Consider the following 21060-nt stretch of genomic DNA (forward strand, 5'->3'; position numbering starts at 1 on the left):
CCAGAACGGCCGGGATTTACTTCAAAGGCGTAGGTTTCACCCCCGCAGGGATGGGGCATTGGTATGGCTGTTCGGCACGTTGCTGACGGAACTCCTCGCGGCAAGCGTTCAGCAAGGTGTTATCGCTCAGTAAGGCGACGGCGGTAGCGGCCATCACTTTACCTGCCAGGCACATGCCCTTATGGGCTATTGAGGTGCGGCCCTGGGCGACCAACTGCCAGGTATGCAACTGCGTCCCAAGAGCAAAGCAGGGGCTGAAGCACTGGGCCGTTGGCGTGACCCAACTGACGTCGCCGACGTCGGTAGAGCCGTACAGGATTTCTTGTGACTCCACGTAGGGGGCGACCTCGTCCATCAACACCTTATCGCCCAACTGCCGTACCCATTCCTGCCCGGCCACCCCGCCAGTACGTGAAATGTTCAGTTTGGCATTACGCAGGTCGTCTTTACTGAGCGTTTGGCGGATCTCCGTGGCAAAACGCCGCTCTTCATCGTTGTAATCCGGCAAGCCGAAATCACACACGTACTGATACATCGCCTTTTCCAGGCGGCGATTGGGGACGTAGTTGGAAAAGGCTTTTTCAAAGTGCACCGTCATCTGGGTGTCGGTCATCAGCGCTGCACCTTTGGCAACGTTGACCAGGCGCTGGTAAATATCCTGCACCTGATCGAGCTGGGGAGCGCGTACCAGGTACAACACTTCGGCATCGGCCTGCACCACGTTGGGGGAACTGCCGCCGGTATTGGTGACCGCATAATGCAGCCGGGCTTCCTGCACGATATGTTCACGCAGAAAGTTGGCTCCGGTGTTCATCAGCGTCACGGCATCCAGCGCGCTGCGGCCGAGATGTGGCGAGTTGGCAGCGTGAGCGGCGACGCCCTTGAAGCGGAACGCGGCCTGAATATTGGCCAGGCTGCTGGTGTTGAACATGCCGCTGAAGCCTTCCGGGTGCCAGGTGAGAGCGGCATCCACATCGGCGAACAGCCCTTCACGGACCATAAAGGTTTTACCAGAGCCGCCTTCTTCTCCTGGGCAGCCGTAAAAGCGTATCGTGCCGGTTAACTGTTGCTGTTCCATCCAGGCTTTAACCGCAAAGGCCCCGGCCAGTGCAGCGGTGCCGAGCAGGTTATGCCCACAGCCATGACCATTGCCGTTTTCCACCAGCGGAGACGGGGTAGCACAGCCTGCATGCTGGCTCAGGCCGGCCAGCGCATCGTATTCACCCAATAAGGCGATCACCGGATGGCCGCTACCGAAGCTGGCAATAAACGCCGTTTCGATACCACCGACGCCGCGTTCAACCTCAAAACCCTCTTGTTCCATGGCGTTTGCCAGTAGCTCGGCGGAGTGGATTTCGGCAAAGCGGGTTTCCGGATGATCCCAGATCTCATCGCTTAAGGCACTGAAACGGGCCTGATGGCTATTGATGTAATGGTGAATAAAAGAGACCAGTTCCGGCTGTTTCATTCTGCGCTCCCAAAAGTCGGTAGGTTCAGTGCCAGGCTGGCCAGCGTTTTTACCGCCACGGTGAGGACCTGCTCGTCAAAATCAAATTTCTCGTTGTGATGACCGGCGCTGAGTTCGCAACCGAAAATCACATAGGTTGCTTGCCCACCGTGAGATTTCACCCGTTCCATCATGTAGGTGGCATCCTCAGAGCCCGCTGCCTGCTCGCGGCGATCAACGACTGAACTAAGTTCGCTGATGCTGAGTGCCTGGCGATGGACGTAATCCACCCAAGGTTGCGTCGGCTGGCTGCTTTGTGCTGCGCCCATCAGGGCGATGTCGTATTCCACCCCGTGCATGATGGCGGCCCCTCGGATGACGTTGAGCGCTTGTTGGTAAACAAACTCGTTGATCTCATTGGTGGCGCCGCGTGTCTCTACCTTCATAAGGGCGCTGTCTGCGATGACGTTACGGCCGGTGCCTGCTTGCAACACGCCAACGTTTATACGTGAGCTGCCTTCGCTGTGACGAGGAATGGCATACAGCCCAACGCAAGCCTGAGCCGCCGCCAGCAGCGCATTGCGGCCATCCTCGGGTTTGGCACCAGCATGGGAGGCCACGCCACGGAAAGTGACGTCCAGCTTGGTGGTAGCCATAAAGCTGTCGCTGCCGCACACCAGTTCCCCGGCCGGTACACCAGTGCCGATATGCACGGCGGTAAAGAAATCGACGTCATCGACCACGCCGGCTTCCACCATCGATTTGGCCCCGCGGGTACCTTCCTCGGCCGGTTGGAAGATCAGCTTGATGCGGCCATGCAGCTGTGGCTCCAGGCTCTTGAATACCCGCGCCAACCCCAGGCCGATGGTGGTATGCCCATCGTGCCCGCAGGCGTGCATCATGCCGCTATTGCAGGAGGCGAAACCTTCACGAAATGGCAGATGGTCGGGATGCAGCAGTTCGTTGAGATCGAGCGCGTCCATATCGACGCGAAAGGCGATGGTGGGGCCAGGGCGGCCAGTATCCAGCGTGGCGACAATGCCGGTAAACCCGCCGGAAAAGAAGGGTAGCCACTTCGCCAGGGCACCTTGTTCGATGGCTCGCTGTTCCTGCGCCGCCAGGATTTGTGCAGAGGGGAGTCCCATGCGGGTTTCGGCGTTGATCACCTCGTGGCCGAGTTGCAACTGGTAACCTAATCGATCCAACTCTTCTGCCACCAGCGAAGCGGTACGAAATTCAAGCCAGCCGGATTCGGCATGATGGTGGAAGTCACGGCGCCAGGCTTGCAGTTGCGGATACAGTTCGGTCACCAACGTTGAAAGCGGAGTGTTCATAGCAGTTTTCCATTAGTTATCACGCCTTGAATGAAATTCAGGCAGCAGTGGAGGTCAGGCAATTAAATTAAAATTGAATATTTGCGTAATTAGTTACTAAAAAGCCGTGAATGGCGCTTATTGAGCGCGATACTGCGTTTAAATAAGCGAAATGATGATTGGGTTATTTATTCTGTTTTTTTCGAATGTACACAATGGTATCGGGTTAAATAAGATGCCAATATCTTGCTACTGATAAACAACGGTTATCGCAAATCGCCTATGCCAGCCTCGATAAAATTGCACCAGTTACGCGCCTTTGTGGAAGTCAGCCGCCAGGGCAGTATTCGCGCCGCCAGCCGTACCTGTAACCTTTCCCAGCCTGCGTTGACCAAGTCGATTCAGGAGTTGGAGGAGGTGCTCGGCGCCAAGCTGTTTGTCCGCCGCAGCAAAGGGGTGGTATTAACCGACTGCGGTGATAACTTTTTTCAGCATGCCAGCCTGATCCTCGAAGAACTGCGGGTGGCGCAGGAAGATATTCAGCAGCGGTTGGGGTTAGCGGGTGGCTCTGTCAATATCGGCGTCGGTGGCAGCGTTGCCCGCACGGTAATGCCGAAAGTGATCACCCAGTTTCACCGCGAATATCCCAATGTGAAGGTGCGCATCGTGGAGGGGCAACTGGTCTCGATGATCCCGGAGCTACGCCAGGGGGAATTGGATTTTACCATTAATACCTACTACCCCAGCAGCATGGACAATGAGTTGAGCTTTGAGCGGCTGATGGAAAGAGAATACAAGGTGGTGGTACGCAAGGGGCACCCGTGTGAAAACGCCCGCACGCTCAAGGAGCTGCAACATTGCGATTGGACTATGCCAACCCCCAATGGCAGCTACTACCGCCTGCTACATGAACTGTTTGGTGATATGGGGATGGCACCGGCGATCAGCGTCACCTGCGAAACCTTTATGGCCTGTACCAGCCTGGTGGCGCAGAGTGACTTTGTCAGCATTTTGTCGGTTGATGTGATCTCCGATCCGATCCTGGGCCGCCATCTGGTAGCATTGGAATTGGACGAAGCCTTACCACAAGCTACCTTCTACCTGATCCAACGAAAGGATACGACGCTCACGCCGATGGGGGCCTACCTGGCTCGCCTGTTCAGGCAGCACTGCCGGTAGCCACCTATCCGTGGTGCCGCTAGTGGCGAATACAGACGATCAGAGGATTGGTAAACCCTTTGATAATAATGGCATTTTTATCTAACCCCCTGATCTTTGAGTAAAACCCGATGCCCGGGGTTTGCGGTAATACTCGGTTCTGCCAAAGGTCTGCTGGCGTATTATCCGTGGGGTGGCTCTCTGTTCGGGTAAAGACGATTTCGTTCACGTTTTCCAGCTCCGATGGGGCGACGGTAAAGTAGACGGTCCTTCGCAGGATATAGTCATTGCCCTTATTCTTGATTGAGCCGGAAAATTTCAAAATCCCATCATAAGCCGACCTGAAAATGACGTCGATATGAGTGTTGACCTCAACTTCGTCAGCTTCATTGATTCTGAGGTGCGCGAACAATTGAGCATCGCAATGGAACGGCTTGCGGGACTGTACCTGATATATATAAAAAAGAGTTGAACATAAGCTAATAACCAACAGCAGGGCTACGACGATCTTTTTCATGTTTTTACTCTACTGTTTTGTAATTTAAACAATTTTTATAGCTGGCGGCATCAATTTTACTGCAGGCAGCGAGCAGCCGGACTCTGAAACGGTCGTTATTAGGGTGTGCCTCTGCATAAAAAACATCTAGCTCCTCCCGCGAACAGTCTATGCCTTCTGCTGCTATCTCTTTGATGATCTTAGCGGTAAAAGCTTTATTTGGCTTGTCATCATTTAAGTTATAGATGCTACATTTTTCATGAGTCACCACGAAGTTCACGCTCTCTTTTTGGCTATGTCTCAGCATAGTCGTGCCAGTTACCGTGGTCAGTAACAGTAAAACTGCAAGTATGTAAATTATCATCTTGTGTTTTTTTAACGATAAATAGATAGATTGATGCTCTCCTTGCTCGGTCATTGTAGGCACTGGGTTTTCTGAAAAGGTGCTGTATTTGTCAGTGACAGGAACCCCGTTGTTCGGCGCTGCTTCTGTTATTCCCTGAACCGATTTTTGTATCGGATGGATTTCCGCATCCATTCTAAAACCGACGCGGGGCACGGTGGAAATGATATCTTTACTCACGCCGAGATTAGTGAAGGCTTTGCGTAACTCACTAATATGGTTATTCAGGCTGGCATTAGACGGCGAAAAACCATAGTCCGCCCAGACGTTTTTTAGCAGGTCATCGCGAGCAAGGTTGACCCTATTGTTGTTAATCAACTCACTGAGTAACCGGGTTGCTGGCTTTGATAATTCAACAGATTGCTGAATGTCATTTTTAACCGTCAATATTCTATTGTCAGGATCAAAGATAATATTAAGGTTTATTATATATTTCATGGCGATAACCGAGCATCCTTGGTGTTAGTGTTGAACTGCGTCCAGTGATAAGAATAGTCTTAATGGTTTGACTGTGCGTAGGAATTTAGTGGTAACCCGCTACCGTAGTCAACCCTGATTTGAACTATTTTTTCAGCAATAATAACTAGTTGAATTCAAGACAGTATTACCTACTCGCATATCGGTTTTTTTTCGCTCAAAATGACATTAAATATATTAAAATTGATAATTTTTAGTGGTTAATTCTAATTTTTGTGTATTAATCAGGTTATTTTGCTTGTTCATTATCTGATCATTAAGATTTATCGCAACGCCAAACCACCGGCAAAAGCGTTTAAAGAGTGTACGTAATGGTGAAGTCGGTAAAGTGACTCCTTTCTTCACAGGCAACGTTGGTGCTGTCGCAGACCCTGGTAAATTGGGGCTGGTCTTGTCATTGAGGATGCTAACTGTCCTATTAAACTGACTGAGTCAACCACTATCCAAAAGCTGCAAAAAGGCATAATACCTTGAGCTTCATTGCCTATCTGCAGGGTGATGGTGCGTCTGCCACTGTTACCAAAGGCAAATTCAAGGCGGTTGCCAGCTTCCACTTTAGCTGACCAGTAATCGGCTACGTCATTATAGGCATAACCTATTTTGGGCATGCGGAGGTATCCGCATCCCTTGTTTGAGGGCGACAGCGTCAAGGATGATTTTCCATATAAACGAAACCCATATTATCGCCGTGTTTTCTTGCCGATTCATAAGGAACTAAAATGACACCACATATTGTTATCACTATTCAGGATAGCAACCGTTATTTTGCTCTGGGCATTCAACATATTTTGCAGGACTATTTTCTCGCTAAAGGCTGTACATGGAGTTTTGTGCCAGTTGCGCCTGGGATAGCGATCGACCTGATGGTTTGTGTCAACCCCTTTGGCTGGTCATCGCGGTTCAATTCCCGCCGGGAAAATCCGGTAAATCGGCGGCTTGGGACGATTATCATACGTGATACGGCCGCTGAGAATATAATACGTCAGCATGAGCTCGCCCTATTAGGTCGCAAGGAACGGCCTGATGCCGTGGTGCATTTGGTTGAGGAGATGTTTGAGCAGGCAAGTCGGTCGTCTCTGACAGACAATACGGTAAGTCCGTGTCGGCATTTGCATCTGACCCCGCGCGAGCGCGACGTTTTGCAAGGGATCTCAGAGGAATTAACACCTGACGAGATCGCGAGTAAACTTTCGCTTAACGTCAAGACCGTCAGCACCCATAAACTCACGGCGATGCGCAAGCTCGGCTTCAAGCGTAATGGCGAATTATATTACTGGCTGCGGCAAGGTGGCCTGTGGTAGGGGAATAGGTCACCTTGCCGGTTGGTTTTCGCCGTATTGTTTTTTCTCCATGCTTACGACACTATCTCAGGCAAAATTCACTCGGGATGAGAGTGAGCACTGGAGATAAGTAAGGATATCGATGAAAAAACTCATAGTAGCCGCGGTGGTCTCAACCATCGCTGGTACCAGCCAGTTCGCACAGGCCTCCTCCGATGAAACCGGGTGCAGTTGGAGTGATTATTGCGCAATGGGCGGTGTGCCCTACCTGGCCGCCGATAATGATACCCGCGTCAATCTGCTGATGCTGGCTGCGGGAATGCGTAAATTACCCGTGGCACTGTCGTCGTTGCCGCAGGATATTAGCCGCAGCAGAGGATACACGTTTGGCGTGTTCCCTGGTGAAGCCGCCACTGAAACCGATCAGGCCACCGCACCTGCTCAAACTGCCGTACTGCAGGATAATCCTCTCAATATACAGGCGTTAAGCTTAGGCATTAAACCGTCGGGATTAACCGGGGTTTCAACAGAAAACGAGGGGCGTTGGGTTTCTAATAATCCAGACTCATTAAGCCAATTTTTCCAGGCCCTGCTGGCAGACCAGCAGCTAGATCAGGCTGAACGCGACTTACTGGCGTTGCGCCGGGCCAAAATTTACCGGGGGGAAGCGCAGCCGGAGCAATTTTTACCGCTGATGGCAAACTATGCCGCAGGTTCCCATGCAGCGGCGTTCAGAGATTACCTCACCAGTGCGGAACAGTTTTATCAGGGGCAGTTCGCTGATGCGGATACCGGGTTCCAAAGGCTTAAAGAATCGGAGCAGCCTTGGGTAGCCGAAACCGCCGCTTATATGCTGTTCCGTGTGGCCTTGAACCAGATCACTGAAAATGCCACGGATCAGTACGGCATGTTCGATCCGCAGCGGGCTAATAAAGAGGCGGGTGCCCTGGCATTGCAACGTGCGCAGGCCTATCTGGCCGCTTATCCCAAAGGCGAATATGTGGATTCCGTGCAGGGATTACAGCGCCGGGTGAATTGGTATCTGTCCGACTGGCCGCGTTTGGCACAGTTGTATGAAAGCGAGATAACCGCGGCCACCGATATCAATACGCTTGGCGCGATGATTGATGAAGGGGACCAAATTCTACTGAGCCGCAACATTCCTTATGACAGTGCGGAGCCGCCCTTTGTCAGCAGTGCCGATGCCCCGTTGTTGACCTTTACCCAAACCATGAAGTGGTTGCGCAAGTACAATCTCGATAACCAGTCAATGCCGAAAGTGACCGATGAGATGCTGCAGGGGTACAAACCGATGTTTGTTGCCGCCAATCAGCTGCCGCTCTGGGAATATATGCATAATGCCTGGCTGTTCTATCAGCAAAAGGATTATGCCGCGGTCACCGCAGCGATCCAGCCTGCGGCACAGCTGGCAGCGAACGATCTTATCGCGTTCAGCCAACAGGTCCTCTACGGCGATGCCCTGGTGATGCAGGAAAATTGGCAGGCTGCCGAAGCCCATTGGCGTCATCTGCTTGGCATGAAGCTTGCCCCTTACCAGCAACAGTATCTGCAGCTGATGTTGGCCACCGCCTTGGTGCAGGAAAATAAAACGGCGGCTATTTTTGCCCCAGACAGCCCAATCAATAACCTGCGTTATCGCTCCGTGGTGCTCAAAAGCCTGGCCAATAAAGCGTTGCTGCAACAGCAGGCCGTAGGCGCACCCAATGACGAAGAAAAGACCATCGCTCTGCATACGCTGCTGTTTAAGGATTTGATGGTGGGTGACTATCAGGGGTTTATTGACGACAGCCAACTGAAAAAAAATATCAAACAGACGCCTGACCCGCAGGTGTTTGGCGATGTTGCACTCAGCGTTTTCGATTGGGATGGCAGCCGGACGGAGCCTGGTTATTTCTGTGCTTCTTTAGACGCTAACGTTGCCGTATTGGCAAAGAACAAGACTGATGCACACGCCATGAACTGCGTGGCAGAGTTCTTGCGTACCACCTTTGCCGATATCAGCACGGAAGCGGAAATGGGGGGCAATGAACAGTTGGATGATCTGGCTGGGGTCGAACTGAGTAAAGATAAAGCGCACGGCAGATTAAAATATTATCAGCAAGTGATCGCCGATCCCAAGGCCGAACCGGAAGATAAAACCTATGCGTTGTACCGGGCAGTGATGTGTTTCTCACCTTCCGGCTACAACAGCTGCGATCGGCAGGAGATCTCACAAAAAACTCGCCAACGTTGGTTTAACCTGTTGAAGAGCCAGTATAAAGGTAACCAGTGGGAACAAAAGCTCAAATACTATTGGTGATGCGCGTATTGCTGCTGCTGTGGTTGCCAATCTCTGCAACCGCCGCAGCGGCGGATAACGCAGCTGGCCGGTATGTAAATGCGCATGATTACCGCGCATTCTGGCTTTGGTCCGGCGTTTGGCCGCAGCCTGCGTTGCAGCAGGCCGATTTGCTCTATCTCCATCAGGGTGAAATCGTGAACGGCCGCCAGGGCGCTCGTTTTCTGAAGCTGGGATTGCCGTTGAGCAAGCTCCAGGCGCCTGCCGTCTGGATCACCGTACGTGTCGCAACCCTGGACATATCCGACGAGGTATTGGCCTCGGCGGTGCGTCTGCCTGCTCGTTGGGCTGCGGCAGGCAATCGGGTGGTAGGGCTACAGATCGACTTTGACGCGGCAACCTATCAACTGGATAAGTACGCGGAATTTCTCGACAAACTGCGCGGTCGTTTACCCAAAGAATATGCTTTGGGGGTGACTGGCCTGCTCGATTGGGCAAAGACCGGTAACGTCAGCCAGTTGAATGCATTACCGATCGATGAGTTGGTGATCCAAACCTATCAGGGGCGGCGCACGGTCACGGAGTATGAACGCTATCTCCCCGCGCTACTTAAGCTACAAATCCCCTTCAAAATCGGTCTGGTGCAGCAGGGCGACTGGAACGCCGAGTGGCAACGGCGGCTGACCACATCGCCTTATTATCGCGGTGAGGTGGTTTTTTTGTTGAATACGAGCCTGTAGTTGTTGATTTTATATAAGTATATCAATTGGATAATCATATTATTTGCTTATGCTAGTAGGCAGAACTTAACTGGTCTAAAAATAGGTATGAATCGAACGATTCATGCCTATTTGAACGACTGAGGAAATTGCCATGATTAGCTTTACGGCCAACCAGGCCAAAACCCAGTTTGGCGAGATGATAACTAAAGCTCAGCGTGAGCCGATCAGCATCACCAAAAACGGTAAACCTTCCGTAGTGGTTATGTCTGTTGAGGATTACAACGAGTTTGAGGCGTTGAAACTGCAAAGCTTGCGCGCCAAGCTTGCGCAGTCCATTGCTCAGGCAGAGGCTGGCCAGTTGCATGAGGGTGAACAGGTATTTGACGAGTTGATGAAGGATCTTTAATGGTTAACTACAAACTGACTGACGATGCGCGAGAGGATTTGTGCGAAATAAAGGGTTTTTCTCTAAGGCAGTTTGGTTCGTTGATAACACGGGAATACTTGGCTGGAATGCGTGTCACTATGCAGCATCTGGCTAATATGCCGGGGATGGGCACTAATGAAGTTGAGAGTTTAGGGTTGGATATATGGAGTTTTCCGTATATGAGCCATACGACCTATTATCAACGTGCCGCTGATGGAATTTCTATCATCGGCGTTGTTCACCAGAGTCGCCTACCAACGTTGTTATTAAATCGTCGCATATGAACATAGGATGAAGGAGCTCTCTTTGGCTGTTTTTTTGCGCCCCCGTTTTGCAGACTATGTATGTAGGGGCGTAGCATGCAGTACCCATCCAAACCCCGTTCCAGCCTTTAACCCCCACCACTAAACACTCACTAAACAGCCGAGGATTTTAACCATGTTTAGTAATGCCATGGCGCTAGGCTTGATAGCTTTCACAAAAGCATCACGCAACCGCGGCGCGGCTGGTAAAGTCGCTTGATTGAGTCATATCTCCGCTATAAATTGATCTGCATCGTTTCACTAAAACGATACAGATAATGCCAGGTCGTATATTTAATGCATTGATTATTCTGTTAATTAATGGCGTGTCGTGCATAAGTTAACCGATTAACGTCAGCACCGGAGGGGGAGCGAAAACATGGCCAATATTCGTGATGTTGCACATCTCGCCGGTGTTTCCGTGAGCAGCGTTTCCAACGTGTTAAATGGGCGTAGTAATCAAATGCGCCCGGAAACCCGGCTGCGTATCGAACAGGTGATGCGCGAATTGAACTATCAGCCCAACAGAGTGGCGCAGCAGTTGAAAACCGGGCATGCCCGGATGATCGGTCTGCTGGTCCCCTCGATCGTCAACCCCAGCTTTTCTGCCCTGGCTCGCGAGGTTGACCTGGCGGCTAAAGAACACCGCTATCGGGTGTTGTTGGGCAACACCTATCGGCAAGAAGATGAAGAGCGCACCTTTATCGAAGATATGTTCGCCCATGGGGTGCGCGGCATTATCGTTGCGGCGAGTGATATCCGTAAGACCCATTTTGCACAGGCTGCCGAAATGGGAATGATGATCGTCAACTACGATAACCGGATGGCGGGGAGCTTCACCGCTGATGCCCGGTTATTCGACAGCGTCTCAATGGACAACGTAGAGGCCGGGCGGTTGGCGGCTCAACATCTGATCGAACGCGGTTGTCGCAATATCGTCTTTGCCACCGAGGCCAGTCTGACCATGAGCCGCAGCCATAAGATTGAAGGGTTTCTCACCGTGGTGCGTAATCATCGCCTGCCCGCTCAGCAGCGGGTGATAGAAGGCAAAGCCAGCGGAGAGTATGGCGATACCGAGATGGCCGAACTGGGCTTTACCCTGGCCGCTCAGGTACTTGCTCTTTCTCCGCGCCCGGATGGCGTGGTGGCTATCAACGATGCTCTGGGTATCGGCCTGTTGGCGGGGCTGCGGGAAGCGGGAGTGGCGGTGCCTGGTGAGATATCGGTGGTGGGTATCGACAATATTCCGCTCTCGGGGTTGGTGTGGCCCGCGCTGACCTCCATCATGCCACCGCTTGCCGAGATGGCCCAGGTGATGGTGGGGCGCCTATTGCAACGCGTAGGGGATCCTACATTAGCCCCTGAAGAGTTTATATTCCCGCCGACGTTAGTCAGCCGCCAGTCGGTAATAACCATTACGCCATAACGCGAATAGCGTAACGAGAACGATTAAATAGCATTATTTATTATCAGGTGAATATACCTGTATCCATCAGGCATGCCTGTAGCAGATTATTATTCCGATTAACAACATTGGAAGTATTCTATTATGCAAAAAAGAACGCCTCAGGAAATTGAACGCAGTGCCATTAGAAAAATGACGCTGAATATTGTCCCGTTAATGATCTTATTATACTTTCTGGCTTTTTTAGATCGTAATAATATGGCCTATGCGGCAATGGCATTGGAAGATAGCCTGGGGTTAACCGCCACGGCTTTTGGCTTTGCCTCTGGGATATTCTTTATCGGTTATTTTATGTTTGAAATTCCCAGTAATGCGGGAACCATCAAGTTTGGCCCACGTATCTGGTTTGCCAGGATCCTTATCACCTGGGGGATATTTGCCGTATTGATGGGTTTTGTCCGCACGCCGATGGAGTTGTATATCTGTCGGTTTATGCTGGGTGTCTGTGAGGCGGGGTTTTTCCCCTCGGTCGTCTATTACTTCACGGTATTTTTCCCGGAGAAGTACCGCACCAAAATCCTCGGCATGTTTATCATCGTACAGCCGTTGTCGAACGCTATCGGCTCACCGATTTCCGGGTTGATCCTTAACGTTGAGCATGGCTGGTTTGGCCTGGAACCCTGGCAGTGGCTGTTTATCCTTGAAGGTATTCCACCGGTGATTATTGGCCTGTTTATCCCTTTTCTTATCAAGAACTCACCGAAGGATGTGGGCTATCTCGATGTGGAAGAGAAAGCCTGGCTAATGGACAACACCACCCGCAGTAAATCGGGTTCCAAGGTCAAGCTGTCTGATTTTGTGCAGGGCATAAAAAATAAAAAGTATCTGTTATACGCCATGTTGAATTTTGGCATGGTGTGCGGGATCTACGGTTTTGGGATGTGGCTGCCCTCCATCATTACGGCTATCTCTGGCGATGATATTTTCCGCGTAAGCCTGATTGCCTTTATTCCCTACGGGTTGGCCGCCTTGCTGGTTTATCCGTGGAGCCTATGGGCCAGTAAAAGCAAAAAAATTGGTGTGTTTGCCGGCATCAGCATGATTGTTGCTGCCTTTGGCCTGATAGGTGCCGTGGTGTTCTTTAACTATAACGTGTTTGTCGCGCTGATGTTCCTGAGCGTGGCTGCCATAGGTATCTATACCTCGGTTCCTTCATTCCTTTCCATGCCAGCCAATATTTCTACCGGGGCGGCGGCAGCGGCCGGACTGGCAGTGGTGAGCTGTATCGGCAATATCGGGGGGGTTGTCGCCCCTTATGTGGTCGGGTTATTAAAGGATGTCAGTAACAGCAATACTCCGGGGCTGGTTTTCCTGTCGCTGTGTTTATTGGTTACCGGATTGATCTGCATTTTTTACTGCGCCAAACAGCGTGAAGGCGTTATTCGCTCATAACTGGTTTTATCTACAAATAATCAAGAGGCAATAAAATGGGAAATCTAACGGGTAAGAAAGTGTTTATTACCGGGGCCGAGCAGGGGATTGGCAAAGCTACCGCAGAGCAGTTGATTAACGCCGGGTGTGACATCTGCATCCACTACTTCAGCGGCGAAGAGGGGCCAAAGGAACTGGCTGAATTAGCCCATTCACGCGGTCAACGCGCCGCCTATGGTTATGCAAATTTAACCGATACCGAAGATACGCAGCGATGCGTCGCTGCCGCCGCTGAGTTTCTGGGGGGGATAGACATACTGATCAATAACGTGGGTGGCATTATCGCCCGTAAATGGCTCGGTGAGATCGACCGTCAATTCTGGCAGACGGTGATAGATGTCAATATGACGACCATGTTGAACGTCACGCAAAGCGCGCTACCTTACTTAAAAAGCGCCAAGGACGGAGCCAGCATCGTCAATTTGGCCTCACTGGCTGGCCGTTCCGGCGGGCATTCTGGTTCACTGGTGTACTCCACTGCCAAAGGGGCGGTATTAACCTGGACCCGCTCCCTGGCGGCGGAACTGGGTGAACATGGCATCAGGGTCAACGCCGTAGCGCCGGGGCTTATTCTTGGCACTCGCTTCCATAACCTGCATACCAGCAAGGAATCTGCCGATGAAACCATCCACGGTATTCCCCTTGGCCGCGCGGGGAGCCCGGAGGACGTCGCTCGGGTGATTAAATTCCTCGCCTCGGAATATGACGGCTTCGTCTCTGGCGCCACCATCGATATTAACGGCGGTATTTACCGTATGTGAGTCAACCCAGCCGCTGATAAACCGCAACCGATTCACTACGTAGGGGCGCTGCATGCTGCGCCCACCTGTCTTCCCTACTGGAAAATACTATGATCAAAGCCGACATTATTCATCCGCAACTGTTGGGTGCACTGGCGCTGTGCGGGCATAAGACCCAGATCCTCATCGCCGATGGTAACTATTCGTTCGTCACCAACTCGTCGAAAGAGGCCACCATTGTCTATCTGAATCTTGCCCCCGGAATGATCGCCAGCAGCGTGATATTAGCAAAGGTGCTCAAGCATATTAATGTGGAACATGCCTCGATGATGGCTTGGCCGCAAGGTTTCACCAACACCATCGCTGCCGAATATCAGCAACTGCTGCCTGACGGTTGCCCCATCGATTATCTCAACCGCGAGGCCTTCTATCATGCGGCAAAATCACCGGAGACATTATTGGTTATCGCCAGCGGTGAGATGCGGCGCTTTGCCAACCTGCTGCTGACCGTGGCGCCGGTGTCGTTGGCTGATTGAATGCGGGTTATCTTTGCGGGAGGGGTCTCTGTTGGCTACTGACAGAAACTGTCAACAGTGCAGGCTACACTTGGTTTTTGCGGGTAGGAAAATCCTGAAAATTGCCCCTATTTCTGACAAGGACACTCTGATGATACGTGCTATTACCCTCCTGACTGAAAACTTTTCCGATTGGGAAACCGCTTTGATCAACTCGACGGGGCGTGGGTACTACGGTTTTGACTGCCGTTTTGCCACCCCTGGCGCAGCCCAGGTCACCTCTTCAGGTGGCATGCTGGTTTCCCCCCATCTGGCAATAGAAGCCATTCAGCCTGATGAAGTCGATCTGCTGATTGTCTGCGGGGGCACTATCTGGCAAACCGCACAGGCGCCGGATATTACCGCCTTGGTTGCTGCGGCTTATCAAAGTAACGCCATCGTCGCGGGGATTTGCGATGGTACTCGCGTTTTAGCGCAGGCGGGTGTGCTTGATGCGGTCCGCCATACTTCCAATTCGGCAGAAAACCTGTTGAGCCTGAACTATGGCGGTGCGCAATACTATCAGGATGTGCCTTATGCCATCGCCGATCGGCGCGTTATCACGGCACCGGGTACCGCACCGGTCAGCTTTATGGCCGCAATCTTGCGTACTCTGGGTCTGGGGGATGAAAACCTCAATGCCTACCTTGCGATGCATGCTGCTGAGCACCGCAAGCCAGGCTAGTCCACTGTTATAAATAGCCGCCGAGAGCCACTTCACGTGGAGACAGGCTCTCTCTGGCCGAGGGTGTCTGGCTGTTTGTGCGCAGATAAGGCAGCATAAGGGCGGTCTTTTCTCTGCCGTCCCACTAGTTGTGCCGAAGAGATGAGGTTGGTTTCTGCCGGCAACGTTGATGGCAGCGGCAAGCGCGGTAGAGTGATTGACGACCGTTCGTTCAGATAGCGTCCTCCCCCCTGCAGTAGCCACTGATACAGTTCCTGATTGCATCTGAAATTGAGCTTGCGCATGGCGTTCTGCTTATGGGCATTGGCAGTTTTATTGCTGATTTGCAAATAGTTGCCGGTATCCTGCCCATTCATTCCCATGTGTATGCACCGCAAAACCTCCTCTTCCCGCGACGTCAACGGAGACATACATGTGCAATCGTAGCTGGACGCTGCTGGTGACCCAAAAGGCGGAAACAGCACGCTATCCAACCGCTCATATAATGAGGATATTGTCTGGTGCCGGTACAGCGCCCTGGTATGGCATTGTTCGCAATGCACCCTTGGCTTGAGCTGGTTTTTGTTGCGCCCCTGCTCGGTGATAAAGAATACCATCGGATGATTTTTCCGCTGATGTAAGCGGTAATGCCATGGGTAGCTAGTGACCAGATCGCCCAGGAAAATGATGTCGATATCGCTGCCAACCTGTGTTTCCTCAAGTAGACGGATGTCCAGCCGACGGGCCTGAAAATAGGTTTGCAGCCCCAAGCCCAGACCATGGGTAAAATAACGGTCAGCATCGATTATCATGATGGACAGAGGTTGTTTCATGGCATGAGTTCCTTTCAACCGGCGTGTCTGCCTTGCGTGAAACACCGTGGCAGACACGGGATAGATAAATGTCAGTAGAAAAAAATCAAACACAAGTCAGAAGGGGGAGGCGTATTTAGCCTTCCGCCGCAACGGGCTGCGCTTCCCTTTTTTCATGATGTTTAGGTGATGGCGAGGGTTCAGCAATATACCAGCGTAAACTGTTATTGACAGCGCCAGAGGTAACATAAGCTTTTTTGTTTTCAACTAATCGCAGCAGATAGTAACGAGCAAGGTATATTGTCGTCTCGGAGTATTCTGCGATTTCCCGTGTTTTGGGCCATTGAACCTGCGGGGGAACGCCTGTGTGATGAATGTCGCGCTTGCAAAGGGTTTGTAGGGCAATAAAAACATTATTTAACTGCTTTTCCCTTTCTTTATTGGTGCGATAAGACATGTCACTACCTCCTTTTAATGCGTCTTGATGGGTGCTATTCGAAATGGAATAATCCTATGCTGCTTGCTTTTGTTGCTAACTTTTCTAGGTGATCACAGGGGAATACTGTCAGAATCATAACCCCCATTTCTTCCTTATGAGGCGTCAGTTTACCATTCTAAGCTATCATGGACTATTGTTTCGTGAAAACCAAATTTACGATCAATGAGTTCGCAAATACCGCGTTTTGCAGCATAAAATACTAAGTAATTCGTTTTTGCGACCGTAGTCGTCGCAATAAGAATATTCTTGCATATAAATAAGGTTTTTATGGCGAAATTGCTCTGTTTGGAAAACAACACTTTCAAAATTTATAGGTATTTGCAATAATTTTTTGGCGACAGGAGATGAGGTTGTCCGATGGAGTGGTGTGAGAATTTTCCTATCATAAATACCCTGATCAATGATTAAATTGATGTGTGGCTGTTTTATGGTCGGAATTCTATCTATTCAAGGGTGTCGCATAAAGTTGTATTTTAATAATTCGCTTTATTCATCGGATGAAGCACCGGAAGAGGCTTGTCTTTTCTGGTGAACTGCCCCCTTCGCAAATAAAGGGGAAGGAAAGGGATGCCTTCTTTTATACCAAATGAAAGGATGCTGCCGGGTATATCAATTACCGCCAAATAAAACAGCGTTGTTCTGATAGGCACCGTTTTAATTGTGTCGGGTTAGGTATGTCTGGATTTCTCGTTAAATTAACGTTTTAAGGATAAAGAAAACATGAAACTGACTAACATTGCGCTGGCTACGGTTCTGTCTCTGGGTATGGTCTCTCTGGCAAATGCTGATGCGGGTTCGGGCAAGGTAAAATTCGAAGGTAAAATCATTGATGCACCTTGCTCTATCGCTCCAGAAAGTATTGACCAGACCAAGAGCTTTGGCCAAGTGGCTAATGTGGAGCTGGTGAATGGTGGTAAATCTACTAACGTGGTGAACTTTGATATCAAACTGCAAGGTTGCGATATCTCTAGCAAGAACAAAGTGCAGGTCACCTTCGCTGGTCCATATGGCGGCGCAACTGGCACCACCAACACCCTGCTGGCCATCACTGGCGCGGCAAAAGGTGCAAGCATCGCGATGTTTGATGGTTCTAACCAACCGATCACCCTGGGTACTGCGACTACCGTGCAGAACCTGATTGCGGGTAACAACACTCTGAGCTTCACCGCCTTCCTACAGGGGCATGCCGGTACTACGTTGACCGATATCGTAGAAGGTGACTTCACCTCTACCACCAACTTTACCATGGCATACAACTAATAGTGGATGTTACTGCATGCGGTTTCCGCATGCAGTTTTTGCTGTCCTTGTTCATTAAGGGAGCCAGGGATGTCGGTGAATAGTTTTACGGCTACCTCGTTGTTTTTACTGGTGGGAGCTGTCACGGCGCTGCCGGTTTGGGGGGAGGGAAGCCAACTCAGCATGAACGGGGCGATAGTGGCTTCCGCCTGCGATATTGACACCACCAGCCGAGATCAGACCGTTGATATGGGCACGCTGCCCTTCGATAGGATTGTTAATGACAGTCAGGCATTGTCACGGCCATTCAGTATCAGGCTGGTGAACTGCACGCTTAAGCATAGCAACGATAACATTTTGGGCAAGCAGCACTTTCGCGTCACGTTTGACGGCCGCAATGAAGATGGGTACTTCGGTGTTGAGGGTGAGGCGCGCGGCGTAGCACTGGTGCTGAACGATGCGCTGGGGAATCAGGCGGTTCCAGGTAAGGAAATGCCGGCACAGACGCCGGTATTACAGGGTAAAGATATATTGCTGCACTACACCGCACGCATGGTAGCCAACAATCAGCCGTTACATACCGGCACCTATAGTGCACAAGTGCGATACCAGTTGGATTATCACTGAACAGCAGGCTGACATGATAATGGACGGTCAGCACGCCAAGACAGATTGACTTCCCCGGCAGGATATTTCCTTTAATAACAAACATAACGCCCGGGAAAGTTTTAACGCATAAAGGTCAATGGATGATGAGCACCCCACTTGTAGGAGTACAGGTTCCGCGCACCCGCTTGTTGCCGCTGTTGATTGCGCTGGCACTGGTGAATGGCCAGGTTTCTGCCGCTAAACCCATCGAATTCAATACCGACGTGCTCGATGTTCAGGAGCGCGGCAATATCGATTTGGGGCGTTTTTCCCGCAGTGGTTACGTGATGCCGGGTGAATACAGCCTGCTGATCAACGTCAACCAGCAGGAACTGCCGGAACAGACGATCCCATTTTATCCCACAGACAAAGATCCGAGCGTTACCGAAGCCTGTTTGTCCCCCACCTTAGTGGAACAAATGGGGCTGAAAGAGGAATTTACCCGCGATCTGGCCTGGTGGCACAACGGGCAATGCCTGGTGATCGGTAGCCTCAAGGGAATGACGGCGCGCCCCGAGTTGGGCAGCAACACGCTCTATCTCAGCATTCCACAGGCTTACCTGGAATACAGTTCTCCCGATTGGGATCCACCTGCACGCTGGGATAACGGTATTCCTGGGTTGCTGCTGGATTACAACCTCAACGCTCAGAGCCAACGTCAGGATCAAAACGACGGTGTCGAGAAAGGCTATAACCTGAGCGGCAACGGAGTGGTGGGCGCTAATGCAGGGAGCTGGCGGCTGCGTGCCAGTTGGCAGACACAGATTGACCATCAAACCGGCTCAGGGCAGTCCACCCAGCGCAACTTTGAGTGGACACAGTATACCGCTTACCGGGCGATCGCGCGGCTGCGGGCCAAATTGACGGTGGGTGAAGACTTCCTCAACTCCGACATTTTCGACAGCTTCCGTTACACCGGGCTAAGCCTGGTGAGCGACGACGCGATGCTGCCGCCGAACCTGCGCGGCTATGCGCCAGAGGTGAGTGGCGTGGCACGTACTAACGCCCGTGTGGTGGTCAGCCAGCAGGGGCGGGTGTTGTATGAATCCCTGGTGCCAGCCGGCCCGTTCCGTATTCAGGATTTGAGCAATGCGGTTTCGGGGCTGATGGACGTGCGGATCGAAGAGCAGGACGGCAGCGTGCAGACGTTCACTATCAGCACGGCGAGCATTCCTTATCTGACCAGACCAGGAATGGTGCGCTACAAGCTGGCAAGCGGGAGGCCAACAGACTGGCGGCACCGTACTCAAGGCCCGCTATTTGGTAGCGGTGAATTCTCGTGGGGGGTCAGCAACGGCTGGTCGCTGTTTGGCGGTGGCGTGGTGGCCGGTGACGAGTACAACGCGTTGGCGGTGGGGATTGGCCGCGACCTGATGGCGTTTGGCGCACTGTCGTTTGACGTGACCCAATCGCGGGCCAATTTGCCTCAAGGGGATACCCTGAGCGGGGGGTCCTATCGCCTGCGTTATTCGAAGAACTTTGACCAGATTGGTGGCCAGGTGACCTTTGCCGGCTATCGCTTCTCGGAACGCAGCTTTATGACCATGGGGGAATTCCTGGAGGTACGTAACCTTGGTACCCGTAGCCAGAGCAGCAAAGAGATGTACACGGTGTCCTACAGCCAGCAGTTCCGCGATATAGGGCTAACGGCCAACCTGAACTATGACCACCAGACCTACTGGGATCGGGACGCCAACGATCGCTACAGCCTGTCGCTCATGCGCTACATGGATATTGGCCGCTTCAAGAACCTTAGCCTGTCGATGACCGGCTACCGCAATCAGTACAACGGGCAGAATGACGATGGGGTATTCCTGTCACTGTCGCTGCCATGGGGTAACAGCGGTTCGATGAGCTACAGCGGCACACTGGATCGCAATGACAACACCCACCGGGTCAGCTACTCCGATCGGGTCGGGGATCGTGGCAGCTATCAGGTGAGCACCGGCTTTACTCGCAAAGGGGCATTGGCCAGTGGTTTCTATAGCCATGAGGCGGATTGGGCGCAGATTAACGCTACCGCCAGTGCTCAATCAGGGAGCTACAGCACGGTAGGGCTGGCATTGCAGGGTGGGGTAACGGCGACTGCGGAAGGTGCTGCGATGCACCGGGTCGCTATTCCGGGCGGTACCCGTTTGCTGGTCGACACCGATGGCGTAGCCGATATCCCTATTCGCAACTACGGTGCCCCAGTGCGCACCAACCGCTTCGGCAAAGCCGTGGTGGCCGACATGAACAGCTATTACCGCAACCGGGTGAATATCGATCTGGACAAGCTGCCGGATAACGCCGAAGCGATGAAATCGGTGGTGCAGGCCACGCTGACGGAAGGAGCGATAGGCTACCGCCGGTTTGACGTGATAGCGGGTGAGAAGGCCATGGCGGTGATCCGTCTGGCAGACGGCACTATGCCGCCGTTTGGGGCGACGGTGCAGAACCTGAAAAAACGCGATGTGGGGATCGTCAGCGACGCTGGCAGCGTGTACCTGAGCGGTATTGAACGCGGTGAAACGATGACGGTTCACTGGGACGAGCAGGCGCAGTGTGAACTGACATTACCAGCGGTATTACCAGCGAACGGCATGGCTGAACTCTTGCTGCCTTGCCGGGCGATAACCGCGAAAAAAGACACCACAGACCTGGCGGCAATACAGAAAAAGGCTGAGACAATACAATGAGATACG

General features: G+C 52.0%; 20 protein-coding genes. 14 read left to right on the top strand and 6 right to left on the bottom strand.

Annotated features, from left to right (window positions below; genetic code table 11):
* Positions 1 to 16: 16 nt before the first annotated feature.
* Both ACKWMY_RS02280 and ACKWMY_RS02285 read right to left on the bottom strand, forming a co-directional pair.
* The gene (locus tag ACKWMY_RS02280; RefSeq protein WP_409485823.1) at positions 17 to 1468 is read right to left on the bottom strand and encodes a M20 family metallopeptidase; all 1452 of its coding nucleotides are present in this window, start codon (positions 1466 to 1468) and stop codon (positions 17 to 19) included.
* Complete coding sequence (locus tag ACKWMY_RS02285; protein WP_409485824.1) at positions 1465 to 2781, bottom strand: M20 family metallo-hydrolase; 1317 nt, start codon at positions 2779 to 2781, stop codon at positions 1465 to 1467. The genes ACKWMY_RS02280 and ACKWMY_RS02285 overlap by 4 nt, the downstream gene beginning before the upstream one ends.
* A gap of 261 nt (positions 2782 to 3042) precedes the next feature.
* Here ACKWMY_RS02285 and ACKWMY_RS02290 point away from each other — a divergent pair, with 261 nt between their 5' ends.
* Entirely contained in the window at positions 3043 to 3939 is an 897-nt protein-coding gene (locus ACKWMY_RS02290) for a LysR family transcriptional regulator (RefSeq protein WP_024482999.1), read from the top strand.
* A 19-nt stretch (positions 3940 to 3958) separates the two neighbouring features.
* On the opposite strand, the gene ACKWMY_RS02295 is transcribed toward ACKWMY_RS02290, so the two are convergent.
* Both ACKWMY_RS02295 and ACKWMY_RS02300 read right to left on the bottom strand, forming a co-directional pair.
* Positions 3959 to 4435: a hypothetical protein gene (locus ACKWMY_RS02295; protein ID WP_024529124.1), complete on the bottom strand. Its 477-nt coding sequence runs from the start codon at positions 4433 to 4435 to the stop codon at positions 3959 to 3961.
* A 4-nt stretch (positions 4436 to 4439) separates the two neighbouring features.
* Entirely contained in the window at positions 4440 to 5255 is an 816-nt protein-coding gene (locus ACKWMY_RS02300) for a transcriptional regulator (RefSeq protein WP_081375830.1), read from the bottom strand.
* 758 nt (positions 5256 to 6013) lie between these two features.
* Between ACKWMY_RS02300 and ACKWMY_RS02305 the strand changes: the two genes are divergently transcribed.
* The 10 genes from ACKWMY_RS02305 to ACKWMY_RS02350 all read left to right on the top strand — a co-directional run bounded on the left by ACKWMY_RS02305 (position 6014) and on the right by ACKWMY_RS02350 (position 15199).
* Positions 6014 to 6595 carry a helix-turn-helix transcriptional regulator gene (locus tag ACKWMY_RS02305; RefSeq protein ID WP_199063227.1) on the top strand — a complete coding sequence of 194 codons (582 nt, stop codon included), beginning with the start codon at positions 6014 to 6016 and terminating at the stop codon, positions 6593 to 6595.
* A gap of 121 nt (positions 6596 to 6716) precedes the next feature.
* Entirely contained in the window at positions 6717 to 8894 is a 2178-nt protein-coding gene (locus ACKWMY_RS02310) for a hypothetical protein (protein WP_409485825.1), read from the top strand.
* Entirely contained in the window at positions 8864 to 9613 is a 750-nt protein-coding gene (locus tag ACKWMY_RS02315; protein WP_074031249.1) for a DUF3142 domain-containing protein, read from the top strand. The genes ACKWMY_RS02310 and ACKWMY_RS02315 overlap by 31 nt, the downstream gene beginning before the upstream one ends.
* A 133-nt stretch (positions 9614 to 9746) precedes the next feature.
* Complete coding sequence (locus ACKWMY_RS02320) at positions 9747 to 10001, top strand: type II toxin-antitoxin system Phd/YefM family antitoxin (protein ID WP_024529119.1); 255 nt, start codon at positions 9747 to 9749, stop codon at positions 9999 to 10001.
* Complete coding sequence (locus tag ACKWMY_RS02325; RefSeq protein WP_409485826.1) at positions 10001 to 10306, top strand: type II toxin-antitoxin system RelE/ParE family toxin; 306 nt, start codon at positions 10001 to 10003, stop codon at positions 10304 to 10306. The genes ACKWMY_RS02320 and ACKWMY_RS02325 overlap by 1 nt, the downstream gene beginning before the upstream one ends.
* A gap of 397 nt (positions 10307 to 10703) precedes the next feature.
* On the top strand, positions 10704 to 11750 hold the full coding sequence (locus ACKWMY_RS02330; protein WP_211136077.1) for a LacI family DNA-binding transcriptional regulator: 1047 nt from the start codon (positions 10704 to 10706) through the stop codon (positions 11748 to 11750).
* Between the two features lie 123 nt (positions 11751 to 11873).
* Entirely contained in the window at positions 11874 to 13181 is a 1308-nt protein-coding gene (locus tag ACKWMY_RS02335) for an MFS transporter (RefSeq protein WP_409485827.1), read from the top strand.
* Positions 13182 to 13216: 35 nt separating this feature from the next.
* A complete protein-coding gene (locus tag ACKWMY_RS02340; RefSeq protein WP_409485828.1) occupies positions 13217 to 13981 on the top strand; it encodes an SDR family NAD(P)-dependent oxidoreductase in 765 nt (254 codons plus the stop codon).
* An 89-nt stretch (positions 13982 to 14070) separates the two neighbouring features.
* Complete coding sequence (locus ACKWMY_RS02345) at positions 14071 to 14496, top strand: RbsD/FucU domain-containing protein (RefSeq protein ID WP_024529115.1); 426 nt, start codon at positions 14071 to 14073, stop codon at positions 14494 to 14496.
* 130 nt (positions 14497 to 14626) lie between these two features.
* A complete protein-coding gene (locus tag ACKWMY_RS02350) occupies positions 14627 to 15199 on the top strand; it encodes a type 1 glutamine amidotransferase family protein (RefSeq protein WP_074031252.1) in 573 nt (190 codons plus the stop codon).
* Positions 15200 to 15231: 32 nt separating this feature from the next.
* Here ACKWMY_RS02350 and ACKWMY_RS02355 read toward each other — a convergent pair whose 3' ends face one another.
* Positions 15232 to 16011, bottom strand: a complete 780-nt coding sequence (locus ACKWMY_RS02355) for a helix-turn-helix domain-containing protein (protein ID WP_074031253.1) — start codon at positions 16009 to 16011, stop codon at positions 15232 to 15234.
* A 115-nt stretch (positions 16012 to 16126) separates the two neighbouring features.
* On the bottom strand, positions 16127 to 16447 hold the full coding sequence (locus ACKWMY_RS02360; protein ID WP_024529112.1) for a FaeA/PapI family transcriptional regulator: 321 nt from the start codon (positions 16445 to 16447) through the stop codon (positions 16127 to 16129).
* Between the two features lie 762 nt (positions 16448 to 17209).
* Between ACKWMY_RS02360 and ACKWMY_RS02365 the strand changes: the two genes are divergently transcribed.
* The 3 genes from ACKWMY_RS02365 (at position 17210) to ACKWMY_RS02375 (ending at position 21054) form a co-directional block, all read left to right on the top strand.
* On the top strand, positions 17210 to 17749 hold the full coding sequence (locus tag ACKWMY_RS02365) for a fimbrial protein (protein ID WP_024529111.1): 540 nt from the start codon (positions 17210 to 17212) through the stop codon (positions 17747 to 17749).
* Between the two features lie 69 nt (positions 17750 to 17818).
* Positions 17819 to 18355 carry a fimbrial protein gene (locus ACKWMY_RS02370; RefSeq protein WP_024529110.1) on the top strand — a complete coding sequence of 179 codons (537 nt, stop codon included), beginning with the start codon at positions 17819 to 17821 and terminating at the stop codon, positions 18353 to 18355.
* 122 nt (positions 18356 to 18477) lie between these two features.
* Positions 18478 to 21054 (top strand): outer membrane usher protein, encoded by a 2577-nt coding sequence (locus ACKWMY_RS02375; RefSeq protein ID WP_370592667.1) that lies wholly within the window; start codon positions 18478 to 18480, stop codon positions 21052 to 21054.
* The last annotated feature ends 6 nt before the right edge of the window (positions 21055 to 21060 follow it).

This window comes from Serratia sp. J2, from assembly GCF_046269175.1.
GTDB lineage: Bacteria > Pseudomonadota > Gammaproteobacteria > Enterobacterales > Enterobacteriaceae > Chania > Chania fonticola_C.

What these genes read in the sequence shown, in the direction of transcription:
- ACKWMY_RS02360 (WP_024529112.1), bottom strand. Translation starts at nt 16,447, where the DNA reads ATGTCTTATCGCACCAATAAAGAAAGGGAAAAGCAGTTAAATAATGTT.
- ACKWMY_RS02285 (WP_409485824.1), bottom strand. Translation starts at nt 2,781, where the DNA reads ATGAACACTCCGCTTTCAACGTTGGTGACCGAACTGTATCCGCAACTG.
- ACKWMY_RS02325 (WP_409485826.1), top strand. Translation starts at nt 10,001, where the DNA reads ATGGTTAACTACAAACTGACTGACGATGCGCGAGAGGATTTGTGCGAA.
- ACKWMY_RS02375 (WP_370592667.1), top strand. Translation starts at nt 18,478, where the DNA reads ATGATGAGCACCCCACTTGTAGGAGTACAGGTTCCGCGCACCCGCTTG.
- ACKWMY_RS02355 (WP_074031253.1), bottom strand. Translation starts at nt 16,011, where the DNA reads ATGAAACAACCTCTGTCCATCATGATAATCGATGCTGACCGTTATTTT.
- ACKWMY_RS02335 (WP_409485827.1), top strand. Translation starts at nt 11,874, where the DNA reads ATGCAAAAAAGAACGCCTCAGGAAATTGAACGCAGTGCCATTAGAAAA.
- ACKWMY_RS02345 (WP_024529115.1), top strand. Translation starts at nt 14,071, where the DNA reads ATGATCAAAGCCGACATTATTCATCCGCAACTGTTGGGTGCACTGGCG.
- ACKWMY_RS02350 (WP_074031252.1), top strand. Translation starts at nt 14,627, where the DNA reads ATGATACGTGCTATTACCCTCCTGACTGAAAACTTTTCCGATTGGGAA.
- ACKWMY_RS02290 (WP_024482999.1), top strand. Translation starts at nt 3,043, where the DNA reads ATGCCAGCCTCGATAAAATTGCACCAGTTACGCGCCTTTGTGGAAGTC.
- ACKWMY_RS02330 (WP_211136077.1), top strand. Translation starts at nt 10,704, where the DNA reads ATGGCCAATATTCGTGATGTTGCACATCTCGCCGGTGTTTCCGTGAGC.
- ACKWMY_RS02370 (WP_024529110.1), top strand. Translation starts at nt 17,819, where the DNA reads ATGTCGGTGAATAGTTTTACGGCTACCTCGTTGTTTTTACTGGTGGGA.
- ACKWMY_RS02310 (WP_409485825.1), top strand. Translation starts at nt 6,717, where the DNA reads ATGAAAAAACTCATAGTAGCCGCGGTGGTCTCAACCATCGCTGGTACC.
- ACKWMY_RS02340 (WP_409485828.1), top strand. Translation starts at nt 13,217, where the DNA reads ATGGGAAATCTAACGGGTAAGAAAGTGTTTATTACCGGGGCCGAGCAG.
- ACKWMY_RS02280 (WP_409485823.1), bottom strand. Translation starts at nt 1,468, where the DNA reads ATGAAACAGCCGGAACTGGTCTCTTTTATTCACCATTACATCAATAGC.
- ACKWMY_RS02295 (WP_024529124.1), bottom strand. Translation starts at nt 4,435, where the DNA reads ATGAAAAAGATCGTCGTAGCCCTGCTGTTGGTTATTAGCTTATGTTCA.
- ACKWMY_RS02305 (WP_199063227.1), top strand. Translation starts at nt 6,014, where the DNA reads ATGACACCACATATTGTTATCACTATTCAGGATAGCAACCGTTATTTT.
- ACKWMY_RS02320 (WP_024529119.1), top strand. Translation starts at nt 9,747, where the DNA reads ATGATTAGCTTTACGGCCAACCAGGCCAAAACCCAGTTTGGCGAGATG.
- ACKWMY_RS02365 (WP_024529111.1), top strand. Translation starts at nt 17,210, where the DNA reads ATGAAACTGACTAACATTGCGCTGGCTACGGTTCTGTCTCTGGGTATG.
- ACKWMY_RS02300 (WP_081375830.1), bottom strand. Translation starts at nt 5,255, where the DNA reads ATGAAATATATAATAAACCTTAATATTATCTTTGATCCTGACAATAGA.